The organism is Amycolatopsis sp. 3B14, from assembly GCF_050958625.1.
Taxonomy (GTDB): Bacteria; Actinomycetota; Actinomycetes; order Mycobacteriales; family Pseudonocardiaceae; genus Amycolatopsis_E; species Amycolatopsis_E thermoflava.
Genome location: NZ_JBHZEN010000021.1, coordinates 198,064 through 219,454, shown reverse-complemented (window position 1 = coordinate 219,454; position 21,391 = coordinate 198,064). Strand labels below are relative to the sequence as shown.

General features: G+C 72.6%; 23 protein-coding genes. 7 read left to right on the top strand and 16 right to left on the bottom strand.

Annotated features, from left to right (window positions below; all coding sequences use genetic code 11):
• Positions 1–215: 215 nt before the first annotated feature.
• The 3 genes from ACCP09_RS12350 to ACCP09_RS12340 are packed head-to-tail and all read right to left on the bottom strand — an operon-like array spanning position 216 to position 1,743.
• Positions 216–848, bottom strand: coding sequence for an anti-sigma factor family protein (locus ACCP09_RS12350; RefSeq protein ID WP_378332301.1), 633 nt, complete (start codon positions 846–848; stop codon positions 216–218).
• Positions 845–1,357: a sigma-70 family RNA polymerase sigma factor gene (locus ACCP09_RS12345; protein ID WP_433745937.1), complete on the bottom strand. Its 513-nt coding sequence runs from the start codon at positions 1,355–1,357 to the stop codon at positions 845–847. Before ACCP09_RS12345 ends, ACCP09_RS12350 begins: the two co-directional genes overlap by 4 nt.
• Positions 1,354–1,743 (bottom strand): hypothetical protein, encoded by a 390-nt coding sequence (locus tag ACCP09_RS12340; RefSeq protein ID WP_027928682.1) that lies wholly within the window; start codon positions 1,741–1,743, stop codon positions 1,354–1,356. Before ACCP09_RS12340 ends, ACCP09_RS12345 begins: the two co-directional genes overlap by 4 nt.
• Before the next feature lie 115 nt (positions 1,744–1,858).
• On the opposite strand from ACCP09_RS12340, the gene ACCP09_RS12335 reads away from it, so the two are divergent.
• Entirely contained in the window at positions 1,859–2,305 is a 447-nt protein-coding gene (locus ACCP09_RS12335; protein ID WP_027928681.1) for a Rieske (2Fe-2S) protein, read from the top strand.
• A gap of 56 nt (positions 2,306–2,361) precedes the next feature.
• Here the strand turns inward: ACCP09_RS12335 and ACCP09_RS12330 are convergent, their stop codons facing one another.
• Positions 2,362–2,814: a PTS sugar transporter subunit IIA gene (locus ACCP09_RS12330; protein ID WP_433745933.1), complete on the bottom strand. Its 453-nt coding sequence runs from the start codon at positions 2,812–2,814 to the stop codon at positions 2,362–2,364.
• Complete coding sequence (locus tag ACCP09_RS12325) at positions 2,811–3,119, bottom strand: glucose PTS transporter subunit EIIB (protein WP_081617564.1); 309 nt, start codon at positions 3,117–3,119, stop codon at positions 2,811–2,813. Before ACCP09_RS12325 ends, ACCP09_RS12330 begins: the two co-directional genes overlap by 4 nt.
• Before the next feature lie 91 nt (positions 3,120–3,210).
• On the opposite strand from ACCP09_RS12325, the gene ACCP09_RS12320 reads away from it, so the two are divergent.
• From ACCP09_RS12320 to ACCP09_RS12295, 6 genes are all read left to right on the top strand, one after another.
• Complete coding sequence (locus ACCP09_RS12320) at positions 3,211–3,978, top strand: GntR family transcriptional regulator (protein WP_433745929.1); 768 nt, start codon at positions 3,211–3,213, stop codon at positions 3,976–3,978.
• A 41-nt stretch (positions 3,979–4,019) separates the two neighbouring features.
• Positions 4,020–5,210 (top strand): PTS transporter subunit EIIC, encoded by a 1,191-nt coding sequence (locus tag ACCP09_RS12315; RefSeq protein ID WP_433745926.1) that lies wholly within the window; start codon positions 4,020–4,022, stop codon positions 5,208–5,210.
• 13 nt (positions 5,211–5,223) lie between these two features.
• Complete coding sequence (locus ACCP09_RS12310; protein ID WP_027928678.1) at positions 5,224–5,490, top strand: HPr family phosphocarrier protein; 267 nt, start codon at positions 5,224–5,226, stop codon at positions 5,488–5,490.
• A gap of 52 nt (positions 5,491–5,542) precedes the next feature.
• The gene (locus tag ACCP09_RS12305; RefSeq protein WP_433745923.1) at positions 5,543–6,358 is read left to right on the top strand and encodes a serine hydrolase domain-containing protein; all 816 of its coding nucleotides are present in this window, start codon (positions 5,543–5,545) and stop codon (positions 6,356–6,358) included.
• A gap of 603 nt (positions 6,359–6,961) precedes the next feature.
• Positions 6,962–7,657, top strand: a complete 696-nt coding sequence (locus ACCP09_RS12300) for a S1 family peptidase (protein ID WP_433745920.1) — start codon at positions 6,962–6,964, stop codon at positions 7,655–7,657.
• Between the two features lie 2 nt (positions 7,658–7,659).
• Positions 7,660–8,481: a S1 family peptidase gene (locus ACCP09_RS12295; protein WP_354950544.1), complete on the top strand. Its 822-nt coding sequence runs from the start codon at positions 7,660–7,662 to the stop codon at positions 8,479–8,481.
• A 39-nt stretch (positions 8,482–8,520) separates the two neighbouring features.
• Here ACCP09_RS12295 and ACCP09_RS12290 read toward each other — a convergent pair whose 3' ends face one another.
• The 11 genes from ACCP09_RS12290 to ACCP09_RS12240 form a co-directional block, all read right to left on the bottom strand.
• Positions 8,521–9,462 (bottom strand): D-2-hydroxyacid dehydrogenase family protein, encoded by a 942-nt coding sequence (locus tag ACCP09_RS12290; protein ID WP_433745915.1) that lies wholly within the window; start codon positions 9,460–9,462, stop codon positions 8,521–8,523.
• A 10-nt stretch (positions 9,463–9,472) separates the two neighbouring features.
• Positions 9,473–10,288, bottom strand: a complete 816-nt coding sequence (locus tag ACCP09_RS12285; RefSeq protein ID WP_231960978.1) for a shikimate dehydrogenase — start codon at positions 10,286–10,288, stop codon at positions 9,473–9,475.
• A gap of 13 nt (positions 10,289–10,301) precedes the next feature.
• Entirely contained in the window at positions 10,302–11,882 is a 1,581-nt protein-coding gene (gene mltG / locus ACCP09_RS12280) for an endolytic transglycosylase MltG (RefSeq protein WP_433745912.1), read from the bottom strand.
• Entirely contained in the window at positions 11,879–12,370 is a 492-nt protein-coding gene (gene ruvX, locus ACCP09_RS12275; protein WP_017983106.1) for a Holliday junction resolvase RuvX, read from the bottom strand. The genes mltG and ruvX overlap by 4 nt, the downstream gene beginning before the upstream one ends.
• Positions 12,367–15,027: an alanine--tRNA ligase gene (gene alaS, locus ACCP09_RS12270; RefSeq protein ID WP_378337313.1), complete on the bottom strand. Its 2,661-nt coding sequence runs from the start codon at positions 15,025–15,027 to the stop codon at positions 12,367–12,369. The genes ruvX and alaS overlap by 4 nt, the downstream gene beginning before the upstream one ends.
• Positions 15,028–15,109: 82 nt before the next feature.
• On the bottom strand, positions 15,110–15,409 hold the full coding sequence (locus ACCP09_RS12265) for a hypothetical protein (protein ID WP_017983108.1): 300 nt from the start codon (positions 15,407–15,409) through the stop codon (positions 15,110–15,112).
• Positions 15,406–15,804, bottom strand: a complete 399-nt coding sequence (locus tag ACCP09_RS12260; protein ID WP_017983109.1) for a DUF948 domain-containing protein — start codon at positions 15,802–15,804, stop codon at positions 15,406–15,408. The genes ACCP09_RS12265 and ACCP09_RS12260 overlap by 4 nt, the downstream gene beginning before the upstream one ends.
• A 57-nt stretch (positions 15,805–15,861) precedes the next feature.
• Entirely contained in the window at positions 15,862–16,722 is an 861-nt protein-coding gene (locus tag ACCP09_RS12255) for an NAD(P)-dependent oxidoreductase (protein ID WP_433745906.1), read from the bottom strand.
• Positions 16,723–16,748: 26 nt separating this feature from the next.
• Positions 16,749–18,113 carry a replication-associated recombination protein A gene (locus ACCP09_RS12250; RefSeq protein ID WP_433745903.1) on the bottom strand — a complete coding sequence of 455 codons (1,365 nt, stop codon included), beginning with the start codon at positions 18,111–18,113 and terminating at the stop codon, positions 16,749–16,751.
• Positions 18,114–18,147: 34 nt separating this feature from the next.
• The gene (locus ACCP09_RS12245; RefSeq protein WP_431905232.1) at positions 18,148–19,014 is read right to left on the bottom strand and encodes an SGNH/GDSL hydrolase family protein; all 867 of its coding nucleotides are present in this window, start codon (positions 19,012–19,014) and stop codon (positions 18,148–18,150) included.
• 1,168 nt (positions 19,015–20,182) lie between these two features.
• Complete coding sequence (locus tag ACCP09_RS12240) at positions 20,183–21,379, bottom strand: hypothetical protein (protein WP_027928665.1); 1,197 nt, start codon at positions 21,377–21,379, stop codon at positions 20,183–20,185.
• Positions 21,380–21,391 lie beyond the last annotated feature (12 nt).

The following is a 21,391-nucleotide window of genomic DNA, read 5'->3' as shown; positions in this document are numbered from 1 at the left end:
AAGAAAGGAGGCGCAGCAGGACATTCAAGGAGTGTCGGTAAACTGAGGTGCGGAAAAAAATGGGGCAGGGTGGAATTCAAGCGCGACGGAACCTTCAGGGGGCGGAACCCTCAAGCGCGGCAGAGAGCTACGAGACACGGTAGGAATCGACGCGCAACGGGAGATTCAGGCACAGGCACGGAGATCCGCGAGCGTGGCGCACCGCCTGACTCCCCTCACGGGTGCCACCGCAGCAGCGGCACCCCGCTCGTCGTCCGGATCTCCAGCGCCTTGATCTCCTCCGGCGGCAGGTCCGTGCCGACCGAGATGCGGGCGTCCCGGTCGGGGGTGGCGTTCCACGTCGCCAGTGGGGCCTCCGTTCCGTCCGCCCGGATGGCCACCAGCAGGTACCCCGCGCCCTCGTAGGCGCCCCGGTAGCTGCACGACATGTCGACCCGGCTGCCACCGCCGGACACCGACGCCACCGCGGCCGTCGCCTGGACCGGGTACGCGCCCAGCGGGGTCATGGCGGTCCCGCCACCGCCGTCGGACTGGGGCACGAACATCGCCGCCAGCACCGCCGCCGCCGCGGCCACCGCCACCCCGAACGTCGTCAGCACCCGCCGCCGCCGGGCGCGGCGCACTCCGCGCAGCAACGCCGGCAACAACCGGTCCGGTGGCGGCTCCCCCTCGACCATGTCCGGCGTCACCTGCGACAACAGCCCGGGCAGGCCGGCCAGTTCGGCCACCGCCGCGGAACACTGCGCACAGCCGCGCAGGTGCTCCTCGTATGCCGCACGGTCCTCCGGGGACAGGGCGCCCAGCACGTACGCCGCGTCGTAGGTCACGAACTCGTCGGGCTCGGTCACCGGGTCACCCCCTTCTCCTCCAGCGCGAGCTTCAACGCCCGCAGCGCGTAGTGCGTCCGGGACTTCACGGTCCCGGCGGAAATCCCCAGCCGCGCGGCCGCGTCGGCGACCGAGAAACCCTGGAAGTAACACAGCAGCAGCACCTCGCGGTGCGCCGCGGACAACTCCTTCAACGCCTCCGCCACCAGCCAGCCCTGCAACGCCCGGTCGGTGTCGTCCGGCGTGACCAGCTCGGGCGGCGAATCGGTGGTCACCTCGGAGCGGTGCGCGGCCGAGCGCCAGTCGTCGATCGCGATCCGCCGCGCCACCGTGAACAGCCACGCCCGTGCCGAGCCCTGTGTCTGGTCCAGCACCCGCGGGTGCTTCCACGCCCGCAGCAGCGTCTCCTGCACCACGTCCTCGGCGCGGGCCCGGTCACCGCCGGTCAGCCGCAGCGCGTGGGACCAGAGCGCGGCCGCGTGGTCGTCGTGCAGCGCCCGCATCAACTGGTCTTCCGCGCCGTCGGTCACGCGAGCACGCCCTGCTTCCGCCGCACCCGCTGCGCGAACAGCAACGCCACCCCGAACACGACGCACCCGGCCTCCGTGACGACCCCCCACGTCTCGGCGGACGTGGCGAACTGCTCCCGCACCCCGAACAACCCGCCGGGTGTCAGCGAAATCAGGTACGCGCCCAGGGTGACCGCGCCGAACCCGATCGCGGCCAGCACCGGCAGCCAGTGGCGCCAGAACAGCACGGCCACCGCGATGACCACCCCGGCGACCACGTTGACCAGGAACAACGGCCCGATCGTCTCGATCTCGTCGAAGCCCTCGTTGGCCCACAGGTCCCAGTGCACCCACGCCGACCCGAGCAGTCCGAGGACCACCAGGATCCGCAACAGCCACGCGACCATGACCCGACCTCCTCCACCGGCGATCCTTGCACCCGTTCACCACGGGGCGGAACGCCATCGGGTTCAATCGGCCGCCGGATTGAACCGAGCGGGGGCCGCGACCGTGTCACGGGGCATGACTGCTCACTCACCCACCCGCCGCACCGTCCTGACGACCGGGGTCGCCGTGGCAGGCGCCGCCGCGGGCACCGTGGTCCTGGCCGCCTGCGGCAGCGACAGCGGCACGTCCGGAAGCAGCCAGAACACCGGCTCGGCCACGGCCGCCCCGTCCGGCACCACCGTCGCGGCGCTGAACGACGTCCCGGTCGGCCAGGCGAAGTCCGTCACGGTCGACGGCAAGCCCGCGATCCTGGCCCGGCCCACCGAGACCACCGCCGCCTGCTTCAGCGCCGTGTGCCCGCACCAGGGCGCGACGGTGGCTCCCGAGGGCGACGCCATCAAGTGCCCGCTGCACGGCTCGCAGTTCGACACCCTCACCGGCGCGCTGGAGAAGGGCCCCGCGGACACCGGCCTCACCCCCATCCCGGTCAAGGTCGAGGGCCAGAACGTCGTGACCGCCTGAGGGGCAGCCGCCGCCCACCCCGCGGGCGGCAGAGCGCCGACCGCGCGCGAGCGGCGCTAATCCCAGGTGAAGAGCTGCTCGCCGGCGTCGATGGGGCCGCCGGTGAGCACTCCGGACAGTGCCTCGGCGTCCGCGTCGAGCGCCACCACCGGCACCACCGGTGAGTACCCCGCCGCGGCGACCGCGTCCGGGTCCCAGCTGATCAGCGGCTGCCCGGCGCGCACCGATTCGCCCTTGACGACGTGCAGCGTGAAGCCCTCGCCCTTCTGCTGCACCGTGTCGATGCCCAGGTGCACCAGCACGCCCTGACCACCAGCGGTGGCGACGACGAACGCGTGCGGGTGCAGCGTCACCACCGTCCCGTCGACCGGGCTGAGCGCGTTCTGCCGCCCGCCCGCGGGCAGCACCGCGACCCCGGGGCCGACCATCGACTGCGCGAACACCGGGTCCGGCACCTCGGACATGGGCGTGACCCGGCCCGGCACCGGGCTCAGCACGGTCACGCTCACATCAGGTCCTGGATGTCGCTCGCGATCGTGTCCGCCTCCGGGCCGACGACGACCTGCACCACCGACCCCATCTTCATCACGCCGTGCGCGCCTGCCGCCTTCAGCGCGGCCTCGTCCACCAGCGACCCGTCCTCGAGCTCGCACCGCAGCCGCGTGATGCAGCCTTCGATCTCGACGACGTTGTCCGCGCCGCCCAGTGCCGCGAGGATCTTTTCCGGCCTGTCGTCCGCCACGGCGGCCTCCTTCTCTGCTTGCCGAACACGAACCCGTAACGGTGGTTGACACCTGCCCGGGTAGCGGAGCATTCTGCCCCATCAAGAAATGGTCTAGACCGGAACGTACCAATTCCAGGCCGCCGGTGCGACCCCGGAAACCAACCCGAAACCTGGAGGTGGCATGGCGCAGACCGCGACCACCGCCGACCGCGTGGTGGACGGGCCGACGCCGAAACACGCGCAGCTGCGCGAGATCCTGCGGCGCTCGATCGAGCGCGAGCTGCCGCCGGGGTCGCCGATCCCGTCGGAGCGCGAGCTGGCCGAGCGCTACCGGGTGTCCCGGCTGACGGTCCGCTCCGCGATCGGCAAGCTCGTCGAGGAAGGCCTGCTCACCAGGGCCCGCGGGAAGGGCACCTTCACCGCGACCCGGCGCATGGAGCTGCAGCTGTACCTGATGTCGTTCACCGACGACATGCGGCGCCGCGGCCTGACGCCGGCCACCGAGCTGCTGCACTGCGCGCTGGAGACCCCGCCCGCGGAGACCGCGGGCGCGCTCGGGCTGGGCATGCGCGAGCAGGCGTACCGTCTGGTGCGCCGCCGCCGCGCGGACGGCACCCCGCTGGCCGTCGAGCGCGGCTGGTACCACCCCGGCCGCGTGCCCGGGCTGCCGGATCTGGACCTGACCTCCTCGCTGTACGAGCAACTCGCGCAGCGCTACGACCTCCGCTTGGACCACGCCCGCCAGACGGTGTGGTCGGAAGCGGCGGACCGGGAGACGGCGCGGCTGCTCGGCATCCGCGCCGGCGACCCGCTCCTGGTCTTCCGCCGGGTCTCCAGCGCGTCCGGAGTCCCCGTGGAGGACATGACCTCGTGGTACCGGGGCGACCGGTACGAGGTGTCCATGCAACTCGATCGCACAGTCCCCGCCGAACACGGAGGTAACCCGTGAGCGCCACCGTCGCAGATGGAACCAAGGGCAAAGGGAGGGGGATGGCGGGGCTGCAGCGCTTCGGCCGCAGCCTCATGCTCCCCATCGCCACCCTGCCCGCCGCAGGCCTGCTGAGCCGTCTCGGGCAGGACGACCTGCTCGGCAAGGACGGCCTCGGCTGGGACAAGGTCGCCGCCGTGCTCGCCGCGGCGGGCGGTGGCCTGTTCGACTGGCTGCCGCTGCTGTTCGCGGTCGGCATCGCCGTCGGCTTCGCGCGCAAGGGCGACGGCTCCACCGGTGTCGCCGCCGCCGTCGGGTTCGTGGTGTTCAACAAGGTCGTGCAGGTGTTCGCGCCGATCAGCGACCTGGAGGGCTTCAAGGAGGGCTGGTACCTGCAGCCCATCAAGTGGCCCTACAGCGTGCTGGGCGGCATCGTGGTCGGCCTGGTCACCGCCGTGCTGTGGCAGCGTTTCCACCGCGTGAAGCTGCCGCCGTACCTGGCGTTCTTCGGTGGCCGCCGGTTCGTGCCGATCATCAACTCCGTGGTGCTGCTGCTGATCGGTGTCGTGTTCGGCCTGATCTTCCCGGCCGTGGACAACGCGATGCAGTGGCTCGGTGACGCGGTGACCGGCAACGACGTCGCCGGCGGCGGGATCTACGGCCTGCTCAACCGCCTGCTGCTGCCGATCGGCCTGCACCAGCTGATCAACGTGCCGGTGTGGTTCATCTTCGACGGCGGCGACATCACCAACTTCTTCAACGGCGACCCCAACGCCGGCGCGTTCACCACCGGCTTCTTCCCGATCTTCATGTTCGCGCTGCCCGCCGCCGCGCTGGCGATCTGGCAGACGGCGCGGCCGGGTCAGCGCAAGGTCGTCGGCGGCATCATGATCGCCGGTGCGGTCACCTCGTTCCTGACCGGCGTGACCGAGCCGATCGAATTCGCGTTCATGTTCGTCGCGTGGCCGCTGTACCTGATCCACGCGGTGCTGACCGGCCTGTCCCTGGCCATCTGCAACGCGCTGGACATCCACCTCGGGTTCTCGTTCTCGGCCGGGTTCATCGACTTCGCGCTCAACTCGTCGGCGCCCGCGGCGAACCGGGCGTGGCTGCTGATCCCGATCGGCCTGGTGTACGCGGTGATCTACTACTTCCTGTTCCGGTGGGTGATCGCGAAGTGGAACCTGCGCACGCCGGGCCGGGAGGACGACGCCGAGCAGCCGGCCGCCGACGCCGCCACGCCCAGCAAGTGAGGGAAGGTCGAACATGCCGCAACGACGTGTGACGGTCGCCAGCAAGGTGGGCCTGCACGCCCGGCCCGCCGCACTGGTCGCGAAGACCGCGGCCGCGCAGGCGGTGCCGGTGACGATCGCCAAGGACGGCGGCGACCCGGTGCCCGCCGGGAGCCTGCTCAGCCTGATGACCCTGGCGGCCGGCCACGGTGACGAGGTGGTCATCGCCGCCGAGGGCGACGGCGCGGAGGCCGCGGTCGACGCGGTCGCCGAACTGGTCGCCAGCGACCTCGACGCCTGATCCGACGGCGGCTGTCCCCGGCGCGGGACAGCCGCCGTTTAGGCTTTGCGGTATGCGGAGCCTGGAGCGGATCGATCAGTGGCCGGCCCCGCACGCGGCGGCGGCCGTGGTGCGGGCGGACGGAACGGTGGCGGGCAGCCACGGCGACACCGGGCGCACGTTCCGGCTGGCCTCGGTGACCAAGCTGCTCACCGCGTACGCGGCGCTGATCGCGGTCGAGGAGGGCGTGGTCGAGCTGGACACGCCGGCCGGGCCGGAGGGTTCGACGATCCGGCACCTGCTCGCGCACACCGCGGGCCTAGGCTTCGACTCCGACCGGGTGATGGCCCAGCCGGGCACGCGGCGCATGTACTCCAACGCCGGTTTCCAGGTCCTCGGCGACGCGCTGGCCGAGCACTCGGGCATCCCGTTCGCCGGGTACCTGTCCGAGGCGGTGCTGGCCCCGCTGGGCATGACGTCGACCCGGCTGGAGGGCTCCCCCGGCGCCGGCGGGGTGTCGTCGGTCGACGACCTGGTGCGCTTCGCGGCCGAGGTGCAGGCGCCGAAGCTGCTCGACCCGGCGACCCTGCGCGCGGCCACGTCGGTCGCGTTCCCCGGGCTGAACGGCGTGCTGCCCGGGCTCGGGCACCAGAAGCCCAACGACTGGGGGCTGGGCTTCGAAATCCGCGACTCGAAGAGTCCACACTGGACGGGAGCGGACAGCTCGCCGCGGACCTTCGGGCACTTCGGGCAGTCCGGCACGTTCCTGTGGGTGGACCCGGACGCGGGCGCCGCGTGTGTCGTGCTGACGGACCTGGACTTCGGCCCGTGGGCGATCGAGGCGTGGCCCCCGTTCACCGACGCCGTGCTGGCTGAACTGCGCGCCTGACCCCGCTCCCGCACGGCCCACAGCGGATTCGGTGCCCGGAAGGGCAAACACCTTGCCCGGAAGGGCCAACACACCGGTGGGGCGGCGAGTTCGCCCCTGCGGGCGGCGAGTTTGCCGCTGCGGGCGGCGAGTTCGCCGCTGCGGGCGGCGTGTTGGCCGCCGCGGGCGGCAAGTTGGCTGCCGCGGGTGATGTGTGGGCCGCTGGGGACGGCGAGTTTGCCCGCCGGAGGCGGTGTGTTTGCCCCCGCGGGTGGTGTGTTTGGCGGCGGGGCGGCGTGTTTGCCGCCAGGCGCGGCGTATCTGCTGCCGGGCGCGAGTTGCCGACGCGGGTGATGTGTTGGCCGCTGGGGGCGCGAGTTCGCCCCTGCGGACGGCGAGTTCGCCGCCGCGGGCGGCGACTTTGCCGCTGCGGGTGGCGTGTTTGGCGCTGCGGTTGATGTTTGCCGCCGTGGGCGGGCGGCTGATCGTCGTAGGCCATCTGGGGTGTTTTTCCGCCGATGCCACCGGATTGGCGACTTTCGTCGGGTTCTCCGCGCGCTAACTTCTGCCTGTCGCGCACATCGTCGGGCGCGAATACCTCACCCCTGCGGAGGTTTATTCGTCATGCGCATTTTCCGGTGGATATCCGCAATCACCGCCGCGGCCGGGATAGCCGTTGGCGGCGCCGCTCCCGCGGTCGCCGCGGGACCGGCCGTCGAACCGTTCATCATCGGCGGCAGCACCGTCTCGAGCGCGCCGTGGGCGGCGGCCGTGTTCGTGAACGGTCAGTTCAACTGCTCGGGCACCATCATCGCGTCGCGGTGGGTGCTCACCGCGAAGCATTGCCTCGGCTCGAGCATGACCGTGCGCGTGGGCAGCGTGTACCGCTCCTCCGGCGGCGTCACCGCGACCGTCACCAGGCAGGTCGCCAACCCCAGCACCGACTTCGCCCTGCTCCAGCTCGGCACCTCGGTCAGCACCACCTACGCCAGGCTGGCCAGCGCGGACCCGACGGTCAGCAGCACCAACTCCATCTACGGCTGGGGCCGCACCAGCTACAACGGCTCGGCATCCGAGCAGCTGAAGACCGCGACGGTGCGCAACACCCGCATCGGCGGCAGCTGCACCGACGCCTACGGCGGCCGCGCGATCTGCTCCACCGGCGTGAGCGGCGTGGCCTGGAAGGGCGATTCCGGCGGCCCCCAAATGGCCAACGGCGTTCAGGTGGGTGTGGCGTCCATGGCGGACGGCAGTTCTTCGCAGATCTACGGCAGCGTCGCCGCGAACCGGTCCTGGATCAGTCAGACGGCGGGAGTCTGAAATTGCGGAAATCAATCGGGAAAACGCTCCGGCGCGCCATTCTCGCGACTGCCGCGTTCGCCACCGCGCTCACCGCCGCGCTGACCCCGGCGCAGGCCGCGCAGCCGTCCGGTGACACCGTCACCCCGTTCGTCGTCGGCGGCACCAACGCCACCCAGGGCCAGTTCCCGTGGATGGTGCGGCTGTCCATGGGCTGCGGCGGCGCGCTCGTCGCACCGCGCGTCGTCCTGACCGCGGCGCACTGCGTCAGCCGGACCGGCACCAACTCCAGCATCACCGCCACCCTCGGCAAGGTGGACCTGCAGGCGAGCGGGGGCCAGTCGATCAAGTCGACCTACGTCTACCGCAGCCCGCAGTACGCCAGCACCGGCGCGCAGGACTGGGCGCTGATCGAACTGGCGTCCGCGGCCTCGGCGCCGACGCTGAAGTTCGCCGCGCCGGGCGACACCTCGCTCAACAGCGGCACGTTCACGATCATGGGCTGGGGCGCCACCGTCGAGGGCGGCGGCCAGTCCCGTTACCTCAAGTACGCGACCGTGCCCTACGTCAGCGACTCCACCTGCCAGCGGTCCTACGGCAGCGACCTCCAACCTGCCTACGAACTGTGCGCCGGCTACCCGGAGGGCGGCACCGACACCTGCCAGGGCGACTCGGGCGGCCCCATGGTCAAGCAGAACGCCGCAGGCGAGTGGGTCGAGGTCGGCATCGTCAGCTGGGGCGAAGGCTGCGCCCGGCCGGACTACCCCGGCGTCTACGCCGAGGTGCAGTCCTTCTCCGCCAACATCAGCAACCGGATCAGCTCCAGCGGCACGATCGTCCGCTGAGCCGCCGGGGGCGCCTCCCGGCCGGGGAGGCGCCCCCGGTCACAGCGTCATGACCCGGACCGGGTTCCCGTCCCGCCACGCGGCGATGTCCTCGACCGCGTCGCGGTAGAAGATCTCGTACACCTCGCGCGTGACGTAGCCGAGGTGCGGGGTCAGCGTGGCGTTGGGCATCGCGCGCAGCGGGTGGTCGGCAGGCAGCGGCTCGATGTCGTAGACGTCCAGCGCGGCGCGGATGCGGCGCTCCCGCAGCGCGTCGAGCAGCGCCTGCTCGTCGATGATCGGCCCGCGCGAGGTGTTCACCAGCAGCGCGCCCGGCTTCATCGCGGCCAGCTCGGCCGCGCCGACCAGACCGCGGGTGCGCTTGGACAGCACCAGGTGCACCGACAGGACGTCCGCGCGGGCGAACAGGTCCTCTTTGGACACCGCGGTGACGCCGTGCCCGGCGGCCCGCTCGGCGGTCAGGTTCTGGCTCCAGGCAATGGTTTCCATGCCGAACGCCTGACCGATGCGCGCCACCTGTTGGCCGAGGTTGCCGAGCCCGAGCAGGCCGAGCGTCTTGCCGTGCAGCCCGATACCCACGGTGGACTGCCACGCGCCGTCCCGCATGGCGGCCAGCTCGGTCTCCAGGTGCCGCTGCGCGGCGAGGACGAGCGCCCAGGTGTGCTCGGCCGTCGGGTGGGGCAGGTAGCCGGTGCCGCAGACCGTGATGCCCAGCCGCTCGGTGGCCTTGAGGTCGATGGCCGCGTTCCGGCGCCCGGTGCTCACCAGGAGCTTCAGGTCGGGCAGCCGCTCCAGCACCTCGGCGGTGAACCGGGTGCGCTCCCGCATCGCGACGACGACCTCCGCGCCTGCCAGCCGCCGGACCAGCTCGTCGTGGTCGCCCACGTACGAGGTGATCACCTCGACCTCGGCTCCCAGCGAGTCCCAGTCCGCGAGGCTCCGCGCGACGTCCTGATAGTCGTCCAGCACCACGATCTTCATGGTGCTCACGCTAGTCCAGGGGCAGCGGCAGGATGCCGCCCGTCGCCTCCCGCAGGGCGTCGCGCATCGCCTCGCGCGGCGCGGGCCTGCCGGTGAAGTGCTCGACCTGGCCGAACGCCTGGTGCAGCAGCATGTCCAAGCCGGTGGCGACCCGTCCGGCGGCCGCCTCGGCCAGCGGCGTCGGCCACGGGTGGTAGATCACGTCCAGCACGCACGGGGCGGCGGCCAGCTCGGCCGCGTGCTCCGCGACCGCCGCGGGCGGCACCGTGCTCACCAGCACCGCGCAGTCGGCGGCGAGCTTGCCGAAGTCCGCCGAGGCCCACACGCGCACGTCCGCCTCGACGCCGGCCCGGCCGGCCGCCTCGACGGTCTCCCGCGCCCTGGCCGGGTCGCGGACCACCAGCACCGCGCGCCGGATGCCCAGCTCCGCGAACGCCACGACCGTCGCGGCCGCCGTGCCGCCCGCGCCGAGGACCAGGCCGGTCTCCCCGCCGGTGAACCCGCCGGCGCACCGCAGCGCCCCGGCGACGCCGTCGACGTCCGTGCAGTCGGCCAGCCACCCGTCCGCGGTCGGCACCAGCGTGTTGGCCGCGCCCGCCGCCACCGCCCGCGGCGTGGCCGCGCTCGCGAAGTCCAGCGCGGCCCGCTTGCCCGGCATGGTCACCGACAGGCCGGCCCACTCCGGGCCGAGCCCGCGCACGAACCCGGGCAGCCCCTCGGCGTCCATCTCGACGCGCTCGTAGGTCCAGCCGTCCAGGCCGAGCGCGGTGTACGCGGCGGTGTGCAGCACCGGCGACAGCGAGTGCCCCACCGGCTTGCCCAGCACCGCCGCCCTGCGCTCAGTAGGCACCGCGCTGCCTCGCCAGCGTCTTGTTCTGCTCGTGCTCCGGCAGGTCCGACGCGAAGCAGGACAGGCCGTTCTTCTCGCACTTCACGAAGTACACGTACGTGCCCTGCGTCGGTTCCTCGGCCGCCTGGATCGCCTCCGGGCTCGGTGAGGAGATCGGCGTCGGCGGCAGCCCCGGGATCTTGTACGTGTTGTAGGGGCCAGGCCGGTTCCGGTCGTCGTCGGTGGTGGTCACGACCGGCTTGTCCAGCAGGTAGTTCACCGTCGAGTCCAGCTGCAGCCGCATGTTCTGCGCGAGCCGGTTGTAGATGACCTGCCCGATGTTCTCGAAGTCCTGCTTCACGCCCTCGCGCTCGATGAGCGAGGCGACGATCAGCGTCTCGTACGGCGTGCGGCCCTGGAACTTCGACGTCGCGGTCAGCCCGGCGGTCTGGATCCGGGTGGCCGACGTCTTCAGCACGTAGCCGAGCAGCTCTTCGGCGGACCAGCCGGGCTTGACGTCGTAGACGCCGGGCGCGACCAGGCCCTCGATGCGGCGGGCGTCGGTCGACCCGGAGACCACCGGCACCGCCCAGTCCGGCGCGCCGAGCGCCGCCAGGTCGGCCTTGGCCGCGGTGTCGCGCAGCTGCTCCACCGGGATGCAGGTGCTCTGCCCGTTCAGCTGGGCGCACGAGGCTTTCGACAGCAGCGTGAACACGCCGGGCGTGACCGTGCCGTCGGGCTGAGTGATGTCGTCCAGCTGGGTGCCCGCCCGCACCTGCAGCACGCCAACGCGCGACCCGTCCTGGGTCAGCTTCGCCACCGCCGCGGCGCCGGACATCTTCGTCTTCACGACGTAGTAGCCCGGCTGCAGGCTCAGCACCTTCGAGTTGTCCTCGCTGGCCTTGACGAACGCCTTCGCGCTGGCCACCACTCCGGCCCCGGCCAGTTCCTGGCCGATGGCGCCGGTCGAGTCGCCCGCGCTGATCTCGATCAGGACGTCGGACTCGCCGCTGCCCTCGAAGTCGTCGTAGCCGAAGACGGCGTCGATGCCGTACCAGGCGCCGCCGCCGATCAGGGCGAGCACGACGAGCGCGACCAGCCAGCGCAGCGGCTTGCGCTTGCGCCGCGTCTCGACCGGTTCGCCGTCGTCGGGCGGCTCGATGTATTCGGGCTCGGCGCGCTCCTCGTCGGCGTTCTCCGGGTAGTCGTCGTAGTCGTCGTACTCGTAGTCGTCCTCGAGGTGGATGATCTCGGTGGGCGACTCGTCCGGCGGCGGCTGCCGCGGCCGGCGGGGACGCGGCGGCGGGGGCCGCTCGTCGAACAGGTCGAGGCCGTGGTCGGGCGGCGCCGGGCGGCGCGCCGGGGGACGACGCGGCGGCATCGGCGGCTGCGCCGGGGGCGCGGCAGGCGTCGGCGGAGTGGCAGGCGCCTGCGGCTCGGGCCGGGCGTGACGCGGCACGCCGGGACGGCGGGCCGGCATCGGCCGGTCGGCGCCGCGCGGCGGGACCTGCGGCGGCGGGGGCACGGGCGGACGGCGGCGCGGCGAGCCGGGGTGCGGCGGGCCGGGGCGCGGTGGCTGCTCGCTGGTCATGCCTCACCTGCCCGCGCGCGGTGGGCGGCCCTGGCGTCGAGCCAGGCCTGCAGGATCTCCACGGCGGCGGCCTGGTCGACCACCGCCCGCTGCTTGCGGCCCTTCACGCCGCGCTGGGACAGCATGCGGGACGCGGTGACCGTGGTGAGGCGCTCGTCGGCGAGCCGCACCGGGACCGGCGCGATCCGGCCGGCGAGGGCGTCGGCGTAGCCGGCGGCGATCTCCGCGGCCGGTCCGTGCCGGTCGGCGAGCGTGCGCGGCAAACCCACGATCACCTCCACCACCTCGTGTTCGGCCACCAGCGCGGCAAGCTGTTCGAGATCGCTGTCGCTGTTCGCATCACGCGACAGGGTAACCAGAGGGCTGGCGAGGATGGGGGCCGGATCGCTCAGCGCCACACCGACCCGGACCGATCCGACATCGACCGCCAGACGCCGGCCTGCCCCGGGATCGTGCTCCCCGGGGCGGTCCGGTTTCCGCGCCGTCACCCTGCCGCGACCGCGCCACGCAGCGCCGTGATGGCCTGCTCGATGCCCGCCGGGTTGCTGCCGCCGCCCTGCGCGAGGTCCGGCTTGCCGCCACCGCGGCCGCCGACGGCCTCGGCGAACGAGGGCACCAGCTTGCCCGCCGCGAAGCCCTTGTCGCGGGCCGCGGCCGTGGTCGCGACCACGAAGCTGAGCTTCTCGCCCTGCGGCGCGAACAACGCGACCACGCCGGGCCGCGAGCCGAGCCGGTTGCGGACCTCCTGGGCCAGCGAACGCAGCGCGCCCGCGTCGATGTCGCCGTCGACCTTCTCCGCGACGACGGACACGCCCTGGACGTCGGTGGCCTTGTCCGCGAGCGAGCCTGCCGAGCCGAGCACCTGCTGGGTGCGCAGCTGGGCGATCTCCTTCTCCGCGTTGCGCAGGCGGGACAGCACGTCCTCGATGCGGGAGGGCAGCTGCTCGCTGGGCACCTTGAAGGTGTTCGCCAGCTGCGAGACCAGCAGCTGCTCCTTGCGCACGTGCTTGAGCGCGTCGGTGCCGACCAGCGCCTCGACGCGGTGCACGCCGGACCCGATGGAGGAGTCCGAGACCAGCTTGACCAGGCCCAGCTCGCCGATGCGGCCGACGTGCGTGCCACCGCACAGCTCACGCGAGTACTCGCCCATGTCCACGACGCGGACGTTGTCGCCGTACTTCTCGCCGAACAACGCGACCGCGCCCAGCTCCAGCGCCTTGTCCTTGGTCGTGGTGTAGGCCTGCACCTCGACGTCGTTCTGGAGGTAGTCGTTGACCTCCTCCTCGACCTCGGTCAGCACGTCGGTGGAGACCGGGCCGGGGGTGGTGAAGTCGAAGCGCATCCGGCCGGGCGAGTTCAGCGAACCGGCCTGCGCGGCGCGGCGGCCGTAGGCGCCGCGGACCGCCGCGTGCACCAGGTGGGTGGCCGAGTGCGAGCGCGCGATCGAGCCGCGGCGCGTCTGGTCGACCGAACCGGTCACCTCGGTGTCCAGGCCGATCTCGCCCGCGATCACCTCGACGCGGTGCACCCACAGGCCGGGCACGATCTTCTGCACGTCGACGACCTTGGCCTCGCCGCCGGAGCCCAGCAGGACGCCCGTGTCGGCGACCTGGCCACCGCTCTCGGCGTAGAACGGGGTGCGGTCGAGGATCAGCTCGGCCTTGTCGCCCTCGCGCACGACCGGCACGCCCTGGCCGTCCTTGAGCAGGCCGATGACCTTGGCCGTGGCCTGCAGGTCGGTGTAGCCGAGGAAGTCGGTCTCGCCGTGCCGCTCCAGCAGCTCGCGGTAGACCGACAGGTCGCCGTGGCCCTTCTTGCGGGCCGCCGCGTCGGCCTTCGCGCGCTGGCGCTGCTCCTCCATCAGCGTCCGGAAGCCGTCCTCGTCCACCGACAGCCCCTGCTCGGAGGCCATTTCGAGGGTGAGGTCGATCGGGAAGCCGTAGGTGTCGTGCAGCTGGAAGGCACGGTCGCCGGCCAGCACGTTGCCGCCGGCCTTCTTCGTCTCCTCAGCGGCGAGGTCGAAGATCCGCGACCCGCTGGTGAGGGTCTGCAGGAACGCCTCCTCCTCGACCCGCATGACCTCGCTGATCCGGTCGAAGTCGCGCGCGATCTCCGGGTAGGACGGCGCCATCGCGTCGCGCACCACCGCGGCGAACTCGGGCAGCACCGGCTCGTGCACGCCGAGCAGGCGCACCGAGCGCACGATGCGGCGCAGCAGGCGGCGCAGCACGTAGCCGCGCGCCTCGTTGCCCGGGGTCACGCCGTCGCCGATCAGCATCACGCCGGAGCGGGCGTGGTCGGCGATGACGCGGAAGCGGACGTCGTCGGCATGGTCGGCGCCGTAGCGGCGGCCGGAGAACTCCTCGGCGCGCGCGATCACCGGGCGCACGAGGTCGGTCTCGTAGACGTTCTCCACGCCCTGCAGCAGGTAGGCGACGCGCTCGACGCCCATGCCGGTGTCGATGTTCTTCTTCGGCAGCTCGCCGATCGGCGGGTGGCCGTACTTCGGGCTCTGCTCACCCCGGATGTCCTGCATGAACACGAGGTTCCAGATCTCCAGGTACCGGTCCTCGTCGACGACGGGGCCGCCGTCGCGGCCGAACTCCGGGCCGCGGTCGTAGTAGATCTCCGAGCACGGGCCGCCGGGGCCGGGCACGCCCATGTCCCAGTAGTTGTCGCGGCCGTCGCGCGCCTGGATGCGGTCGGACGGGATGCCGGCGACCTTCTGCCACAGGCCGGCCGCCTCCGAGTCGTTCTCGTAGACGGTGACCCAGATGCGGTCCGGGTCGAAGCCGAAGCCGCCGTCGTCCTGGGACTTGGTGATCAGCTCCCAGGCGTTGGCGATGGCGCCTTCCTTGAAGTAGTCGCCGAAGGAGAAGTTCCCGGCCATCTGGAAGAACGTGTTGTGCCGCGTGGTCTTGCCGACCTCGTCGATGTCGCCGGTGCGCACGCACTTCTGGATGCTGGTCGCGCGCGGGTACGGCGGCGGCACCTCGCCCAGGAAGTACGGCTTGAACTGGACCATGCCCGCGTTGACGAACAGCAGCGTCGGGTCGTCCAGGATCAGCGACGCGCTCGGCACCGGGGTGTGGTCCTTGGCCTGGAAGTGCGCAAGGAACCGCTTGTTGATCTCGTGTGTTTCCACTGGTCAGTCCTCGTGGGAAAGCGGCGGGCGCCGCGGGTGTCGGGGGCTGCGGCGTCGGCGGAGGGCGCGCGGCAGGGCCGCGTCAGCTCTCCGCCCGGCGAGCTCGCGCCGGGCGCCGGGCCGCGTGCCGTCCTTCGGAGGCGCGCGGGGTGCTCACCCCGGACCGGTCCTCCACCATGTGACGCAGCTCCTGTTCCCGCTCGCTCATCCCGGCGCGCACGTCCGCGCCGAACGATCCGATGGCGCCGGCCAGCTCGGACACGGCGTCACCCAGGTTCGAGGCTAACCCCGCCGGCGACGCTTGACGAGCGGTTTGACCTGCCTTGCGGGTCAGTGCGACGCCGGTCACCACACCGACGCCGAGCCAGAACAGGCGCTTCACTTGCGGCCCCGCTTCCGGCTGTGCCTGCCCTCGGCGAGCTCCTTGCCCTTGCGCCGGGACCGGATCGCCTTGCTCAGGCCGTAGGACAGCGCGGCGGTCTTCACCAGCGGGCCGCCGAGGGTCGCGGTGAACACCGACGACAGCGCGGACACGTTGCCGCTCACGGCCTGGGCGTTCGCGGTGATCCCGTCGACGCGCTCGAGCTGGGTGTTGACGTGCGTGATCGTCTCGTTGGCGCCGAGCAGGATCGGGTCCGAGTTCTCGTGCGCCTTGCGGATGGCGATCGTCGCCTCGTCGAGCGTGCGACCGAGCTTGATCAACGGGATCGCCAGCAGCAGCACCAGCAGGACGAACGCTCCTGCGGCGATCAACGCGGCGATCTGCCCTGCCGACACGGGCCCTCCTCGGGTTCTAGCGGCGTGAATTGCCGGTCAGGTTACCGTGCGTCGCCGTCAGTGGCCGGACGGCCCCTCCAGGCCGAAATAGAGCGTCGCCATGTCCTCGTCGCCGTGCCCGGCCTCGATCGCGGCGTCCAGATGCGCCAGCGCGGCGCGGGTTCCGGCGAGATCGACTTCGCCGCCCGCGGCCTCCAGGACCAGGCGCGCGTCCTTGGCCGCGTGCCGGGCGGCGAACGCCAGCGGGTACTCGCCGTCGATCATCGCGCCGCCCTTGAGGTGGGCGTAGGGGACGTCCAGCGCGCCGCCGGTGATGGCCTCCAGGAACAGCCGCGGGTCGACGCCGAGGGCCTGGGCGAGCCGGATGCTCTCGGCGGTGCCGTTGGTCAGCGCCAGCACCCACGCGTTCGCGGCGAGCTTGAGCCTGCTGCCCGCGCCGGTCTCGCCGACCCACAGGGTGCGGCCGCCGACGGCGTCGAACACCGGCGCGCACCGGTCGCGGAGTTCGCCGGGGCCGGAGGCGAGCACGACGAGTTTGCCGTCTTCGGCGGGTTTGCGGGTGCCGAGCACGGGCGCGTCGACGAACGGGACGTCCTTCTCGTGCGCGAGCGCGGCGAGCCGCTCGGTCCAGTCGAGGCCGACGGTGCTCATCTGCAGCCACACCGCGCCGCCCGGGTCGGCGGCCTCGACGACCTCGTGCACGGTGGCGCCGTCGCTGAGCATGGTGACGACGAAGTCCGCGCCGTCCACTGCCTCCTGGGGCGTGTCCGTGACGGTGCAGCCGCGGTCGGCCAGCGGCGCGGCCTTGGCGCGGGTGCGGTTCCAGGCGCGGACGCCGAAGCCCGCGGCGGCGAGGTTGGCGGCCATCGGCAGGCCCATGATCCCGGTGCCGAGCACGGCGACAGTCGTTTCGGGCATGGCACCGATCATGGCACCGCGGGCGGTCAGCCGCCGCGCACCGACCGCCGCAGCCGGGGGACGCGCTCGGACAGCGTGCGCTCGGCGCCGCGCTGGGTCGGGTGGTAGTAGTCCACGCCCACCACCTCGTCCGGCGGGTACTGCTGCGCGACCACGCCTTCGGGCACGTCGTGCGGGTAGCGGTAGCCCTGGGCGTTGCCGAGCTTGGCCGCGCCCGCGTAGTGGCCGTCGCGCAGGTGCGGCGGCACGGTGCCCAGGCGACCGGCGCGGACGTCGGCCAGCGCCGCGTCGATGCCCGTGACGACCGCGTTGGACTTGGGCGCGGTGGCGAGGTGGATGGTGGCCTGGGCCAGGGCGAGCCTGCCCTCGGGCATGCCGATGAACTGGACGGCGTGCGCGGCGGCGACGGCGGTCTGCAGCGCCGTCGGGTCGGCCATGCCGATGTCCTCGCTGGCGTGCACGACCAGGCGGCGGGCGAGGAACCGCGGGTCCTCCCCCGCCTCGATCATGCGGGCCAGGTAGTGCAGCGCGGCGTCCACGTCGGAGCCGCGGATGGACTTGATGAACGCGCTGATGACGTCGTAGTGCTGGTCGCCGTCGCGGTCGTAGCGCACCGCCGCCTTGTCCACCGTGGACTCGACGATCGGCAGGTCGATGGTCTTGTGCTCGGTGGCCGACGCGGCGTCCGCGGCGGCTTCGAGCGCGGTGAGCGCGCGGCGGGCGTCGCCGGAGGCCAGGCGGACCAAGTGGTCCTCGGCTTCGGGCGTGAGTTCCAGTTCGCCGCCCAGGCCGCGCTCGTCGGCCAGCGCGCGGCGGATGAGCAGCCGCACGTCGTCGTCGGTGAGGGGCTTGAGCTGCAGCACGAGCGAGCGGGACAGCAGCGGGGAGACGACGGAGAAGGACGGGTTCTCGGTGGTGGCGGCGACGAGGAGGACGGTGCGGTCCTCGACCGCGCCGAGCAGCGCGTCCTGCTGGGTTTTGGAGAAGCGGTGGACCTCGTCGATGAACAGGACCGTGTTCTCCGCGTTGTACTGGCGGCGGCGACGGGCTTCCTCGATGACGCCGCGGACCTCCTTGACGCCGGCGGAGAGCGCGGACAGGGCGACGAAGCGGCGGCCGGTGGCGGTGGAGACGAGGTTGGCGAGCGTGGTCTTGCCGGTGCCGGGTGGGCCGTAGAGGAGCACCGAGGCCGGGGCGGCGCCCTCGACGAGGCGGCGCAGCGGGGCGCCCTCGCCGAGCAGGTGCTGCTGGCCGACCACCTCGTCGAGCGAGCGCGGCCGCATCCGGACCGCGAGGGGCGAACCCGGCGGCACCGGGGCCGTCTGGGGCTGCGTCACGCGCTCCGGCGGCGGCTCCAGGTCCGGGTTCACCGTGAAGAGTTCGTCCTGCACGCCTCCACCGTAATGCGGGGCTCCGACAGAACTGTCAGCGCTCCACGGGCCGCGGCGCCAGCTCCGGCTCCAGCGGCTCGGCGCGGCGGGCGCGCCACGATTCGAGCGCCGACCGGGCGACGATGGCGGCCGCGTAGGGCAGCAGGTCCCGGCCGCGGCGCCACAGCCAGGGGATGCCCTTCACGACGAGCCAGCCGACGTGGTCGACGGTGCGTGGTGTGACGCCGCCGGAGCAGACGAGGCTCACCGGTGCGGGGACGGCGATCCCGGCGTCGGCGACCAGTTCGGTCACGCCGCGGGCGAGGAGGCGGTGGCCCAGCTCGGAGGGGTGCAGGCGGTCCACGCTCCAGGCGGCCAGGTCGTAGGCGCCGGGCAGCGAGCCGAGGTCGAGGCAGGCGACCCCGTGCCGGCGGGCGATGGTTTCGATGACGTCGTTCAGCTCGGCAATGCGCGCGGTGAGGGCGCGGCGGAGCGGGCCGGGCAGCCGGAAGACGCGGCTGTGGTCGTGGAAGCGCATGGTGACGACCGTGGCGCCGACGGCTTGGAGTGCGGTGACGACGTGTTCGAGGTCGCGGGCCATGCCGAGGGAGTCGAAGTCCGAGCGGAGGGTGTCGTTCATGCCGACGATCACGACCGCGACGTCCGGCCGGTGACGCAGCGCCGCCGGCAGCTGGTCGGTGCGCACGCAGCGCATCCGGGCTCCGGTGAACGCGGTGTTCAGGTACCCGGCGGGCGGAACGCCCAGCGCCTCGGCGACGAACGGGCCGACGCCGCGCCAGGAGCCGCCGGGAACGGGGTCGCCGAGCCCAACGGCGGTCGAGTCGCCGAGCACGGCCAGGCGGACGGCACGGCGGGGAAGCGGATCGGGGGTCTGGGTGAATCCTTCACGCACCGCAGTCACGTCTGAAGACCATCAGGCACGGACCCGCCCACCACGTGAGCGCCGGGTAACACGGTCCGGACGGCTCAGCGAACGTCTGGGTTTTCCGGGGTGGGGTGGGTGCTGGGGTGGGTTGCGGGCGGGTTGAGAGGGGTTCGTGGGGGGCTCGCGCGGGCGCGGGTGGGCCGGTCGCTCGGGCGCTGCGGGCGTTTCGTGCCGGCACGAAAGGGCCAGCCGCGGTGGCGCGAGAGGGCCAGTCGTGCTGGCACGAGAGGTCGAGTCGTGCTGGCACGAGAGCGCCAGCCGCCACCGCACGAGAGGACCAGCCGCGCTGGCACGAGAGCACCAGCCGCGGCGACACGAGAGGACCAGCCGCGACCACACGAAACGGCCAGTCGCCCCCGCGCGAAAGGACCAATCACCCCCGCAAGCGAGGACCAGTCCCGCCCCACCACCACGAAAGGACCAGTCGCCGCCGCACCAGAAGGCCACTCGCGCTGGCACACCACTCACCACCGCACCGGATGGCAACTCGCGCCCGCACGAAAGGGCCAGTCGCGGTCGTACCAGAAGGCCACTCGCGCCCAGCCGGAACGGCCAGTCACGCCCGCACGAGAGGACCAACCGCGACCACACGAGTGGACCAGCAGCGGCCACACGGAATCGGCAATCACGGCGCACGAGAGGACCAGTCGCGGCGCACGACAGCGCCAGCCGCCACCGCACGAGAGAGCCAGCCGCGACCGCAAGAGAGGACCAGCCGCGACCGCACGAAAACGCCAATCACACCGCATGAGGGGACCAGTCGCGGCGCACGACAGCGCCAGCCGCCACCGCACGAGAGACCCAGCCGCGACCGCAAGAGAGGACCAGTCGTGGCGCGCGAGCCAGTTGCGTGCGCATGAGAGGACCAGTCGCGACCGCACGAAAACGCCAGTCGCGGCCGCACGAGAGGACCAGTCGCGACCGCACGAAGACGCCAATCACGCCTCAGGAGAGGACCAGTCGCGGCGCACGACCGCACGACAGTGCCAGTCACGCCCGCACGAAGGCGCCACTCGCGCGCGACACACGCGGCGGCCGGCCACAAAGCCCCTCCACCGCCCAGCAGCAGCCGCCCGGGACCCCGAACGCCCGACAGCCGCCCCGGACCCCAACCGCCCAGCAGTTGCCCGGAAGCCCGGAAAGCTCAGCGGAAAGCCGGGTACAGCGGCAGTTCCAGCCCGGGCCCGAAGCGGGCATCGAGCGCCTTCGCGACCTCGCGCGCGTGCGCGGCGACCTCGGGCCTGTCCCCGCGCTCGGCGTAGGTTCCCAGGTCCTTCCACCAGCTCACCAGCGCCGCGACGCGGTTCGGGCGTACTTCGGCGCCCGCGCCGCCCAGGTCGGCCCACGTGGTGACCCACACCAGCAGCATCTGGTGGTCCAGCAGGTGCGCCGAGAGCACTTCGTTGTCGCCGAGGGCCGGCCACACCCCGGAGACCTCGGCCTTCCAGGCGGCGATCATCGCCTCGCTCATGCCGCTCGGCAGGGCCCGCGCGTCCTCACAGGTGGCGAACGGGACGCGGAGGTGCGCGGCGTCCACCAGCGCGTTGCGGACCAGGCCGCGCTCGAAATCCAGGAAGTGCACGCCGCCGCTGGTCACCAGGTTGTTGTCCGGGCTCAGGTCCACCGGGCTGAACGCCCGGTACGGCGACGACGCCGACGCCTCACACACGTTCTCGGCGTAGGCCCGCACCTCGTCGGGCGTCGTGACGCCGACCGCTTCCGCCAGCAGCGTCGGCAGGCGCGCGCACGCCACCGCGGGCGTGGTGTCTTCGTCGGGCACGAACCCGCCCAGCCGGCGCAGCAGCGCCTCGAAGTCGGCTTCGCGTCCGGCGGTGGTCGCGTGCAGGCGGCCCAGCGAACGCGCCCAGGACAGCAACGCGCGCTCAGCCAGCCGCGCGTCCTGCCCGCGCAGCTTGTCCCACAGGGTGGGCGCGCGGCCGAGGTCGTCGATCACGATGACGCGCAGCGGGCCGTCGTGGGCGAGCAGCTCCGGGCACATCCGGTCCTCCGCGGGCAACGCGGTGAACAGCTGGTAGCTGACCGCCTCCTGCGCGAAGGGATCGGCGACGCCGCGTGGCGGCGCGTCCGGGTAGTGCTTGATCACGAGCGTGCGGGGCAGCCCGAACGGGGACGCGGCGATGCGGGCGCGAACCACCGTCGCCGGTCCGCTGCCGGGCAGGGCTTCCGGCTCCACGAGCCCGATGGCGCTGCCGAAGCGCCGGGTCAGCACGGTTTCGGCCGCCTGGACGGCGGCGTCCACGGCCTGCGTTCCGCTCGCCGGAACGGCCGCGACTGCCGGGTCCTGGTCGTCCTCCGTGCCTGGGGAAGTGTCCACCGTCATCGCCTTCGACCC

Bases quoted from the DNA above. Each gene is read 5' to 3' on its own strand.
- ACCP09_RS12290 (WP_433745915.1), bottom strand. From the start codon at position 9,462: ATGAAGATCGTGGTGCTGGACGACTATCAGGACGTCGCGCGGAGCCTC.
- ACCP09_RS12305 (WP_433745923.1), top strand. From the start codon at position 5,543: ATGCGGAGCCTGGAGCGGATCGATCAGTGGCCGGCCCCGCACGCGGCG.
- mltG (WP_433745912.1), bottom strand. From the start codon at position 11,882: ATGACCAGCGAGCAGCCACCGCGCCCCGGCCCGCCGCACCCCGGCTCG.
- ACCP09_RS12325 (WP_081617564.1), bottom strand. From the start codon at position 3,119: ATGCTCCGCTACCCGGGCAGGTGTCAACCACCGTTACGGGTTCGTGTT.
- ACCP09_RS12335 (WP_027928681.1), top strand. From the start codon at position 1,859: ATGACTGCTCACTCACCCACCCGCCGCACCGTCCTGACGACCGGGGTC.
- ACCP09_RS12340 (WP_027928682.1), bottom strand. From the start codon at position 1,743: ATGGTCGCGTGGCTGTTGCGGATCCTGGTGGTCCTCGGACTGCTCGGG.
- ACCP09_RS12255 (WP_433745906.1), bottom strand. From the start codon at position 16,722: ATGCCCGAAACGACTGTCGCCGTGCTCGGCACCGGGATCATGGGCCTG.
- ACCP09_RS12310 (WP_027928678.1), top strand. From the start codon at position 5,224: ATGCCGCAACGACGTGTGACGGTCGCCAGCAAGGTGGGCCTGCACGCC.
- ACCP09_RS12300 (WP_433745920.1), top strand. From the start codon at position 6,962: ATGCGCATTTTCCGGTGGATATCCGCAATCACCGCCGCGGCCGGGATA.
- ACCP09_RS12315 (WP_433745926.1), top strand. From the start codon at position 4,020: ATGGCGGGGCTGCAGCGCTTCGGCCGCAGCCTCATGCTCCCCATCGCC.
- ACCP09_RS12320 (WP_433745929.1), top strand. From the start codon at position 3,211: ATGGCGCAGACCGCGACCACCGCCGACCGCGTGGTGGACGGGCCGACG.
- ACCP09_RS12240 (WP_027928665.1), bottom strand. From the start codon at position 21,379: ATGACGGTGGACACTTCCCCAGGCACGGAGGACGACCAGGACCCGGCA.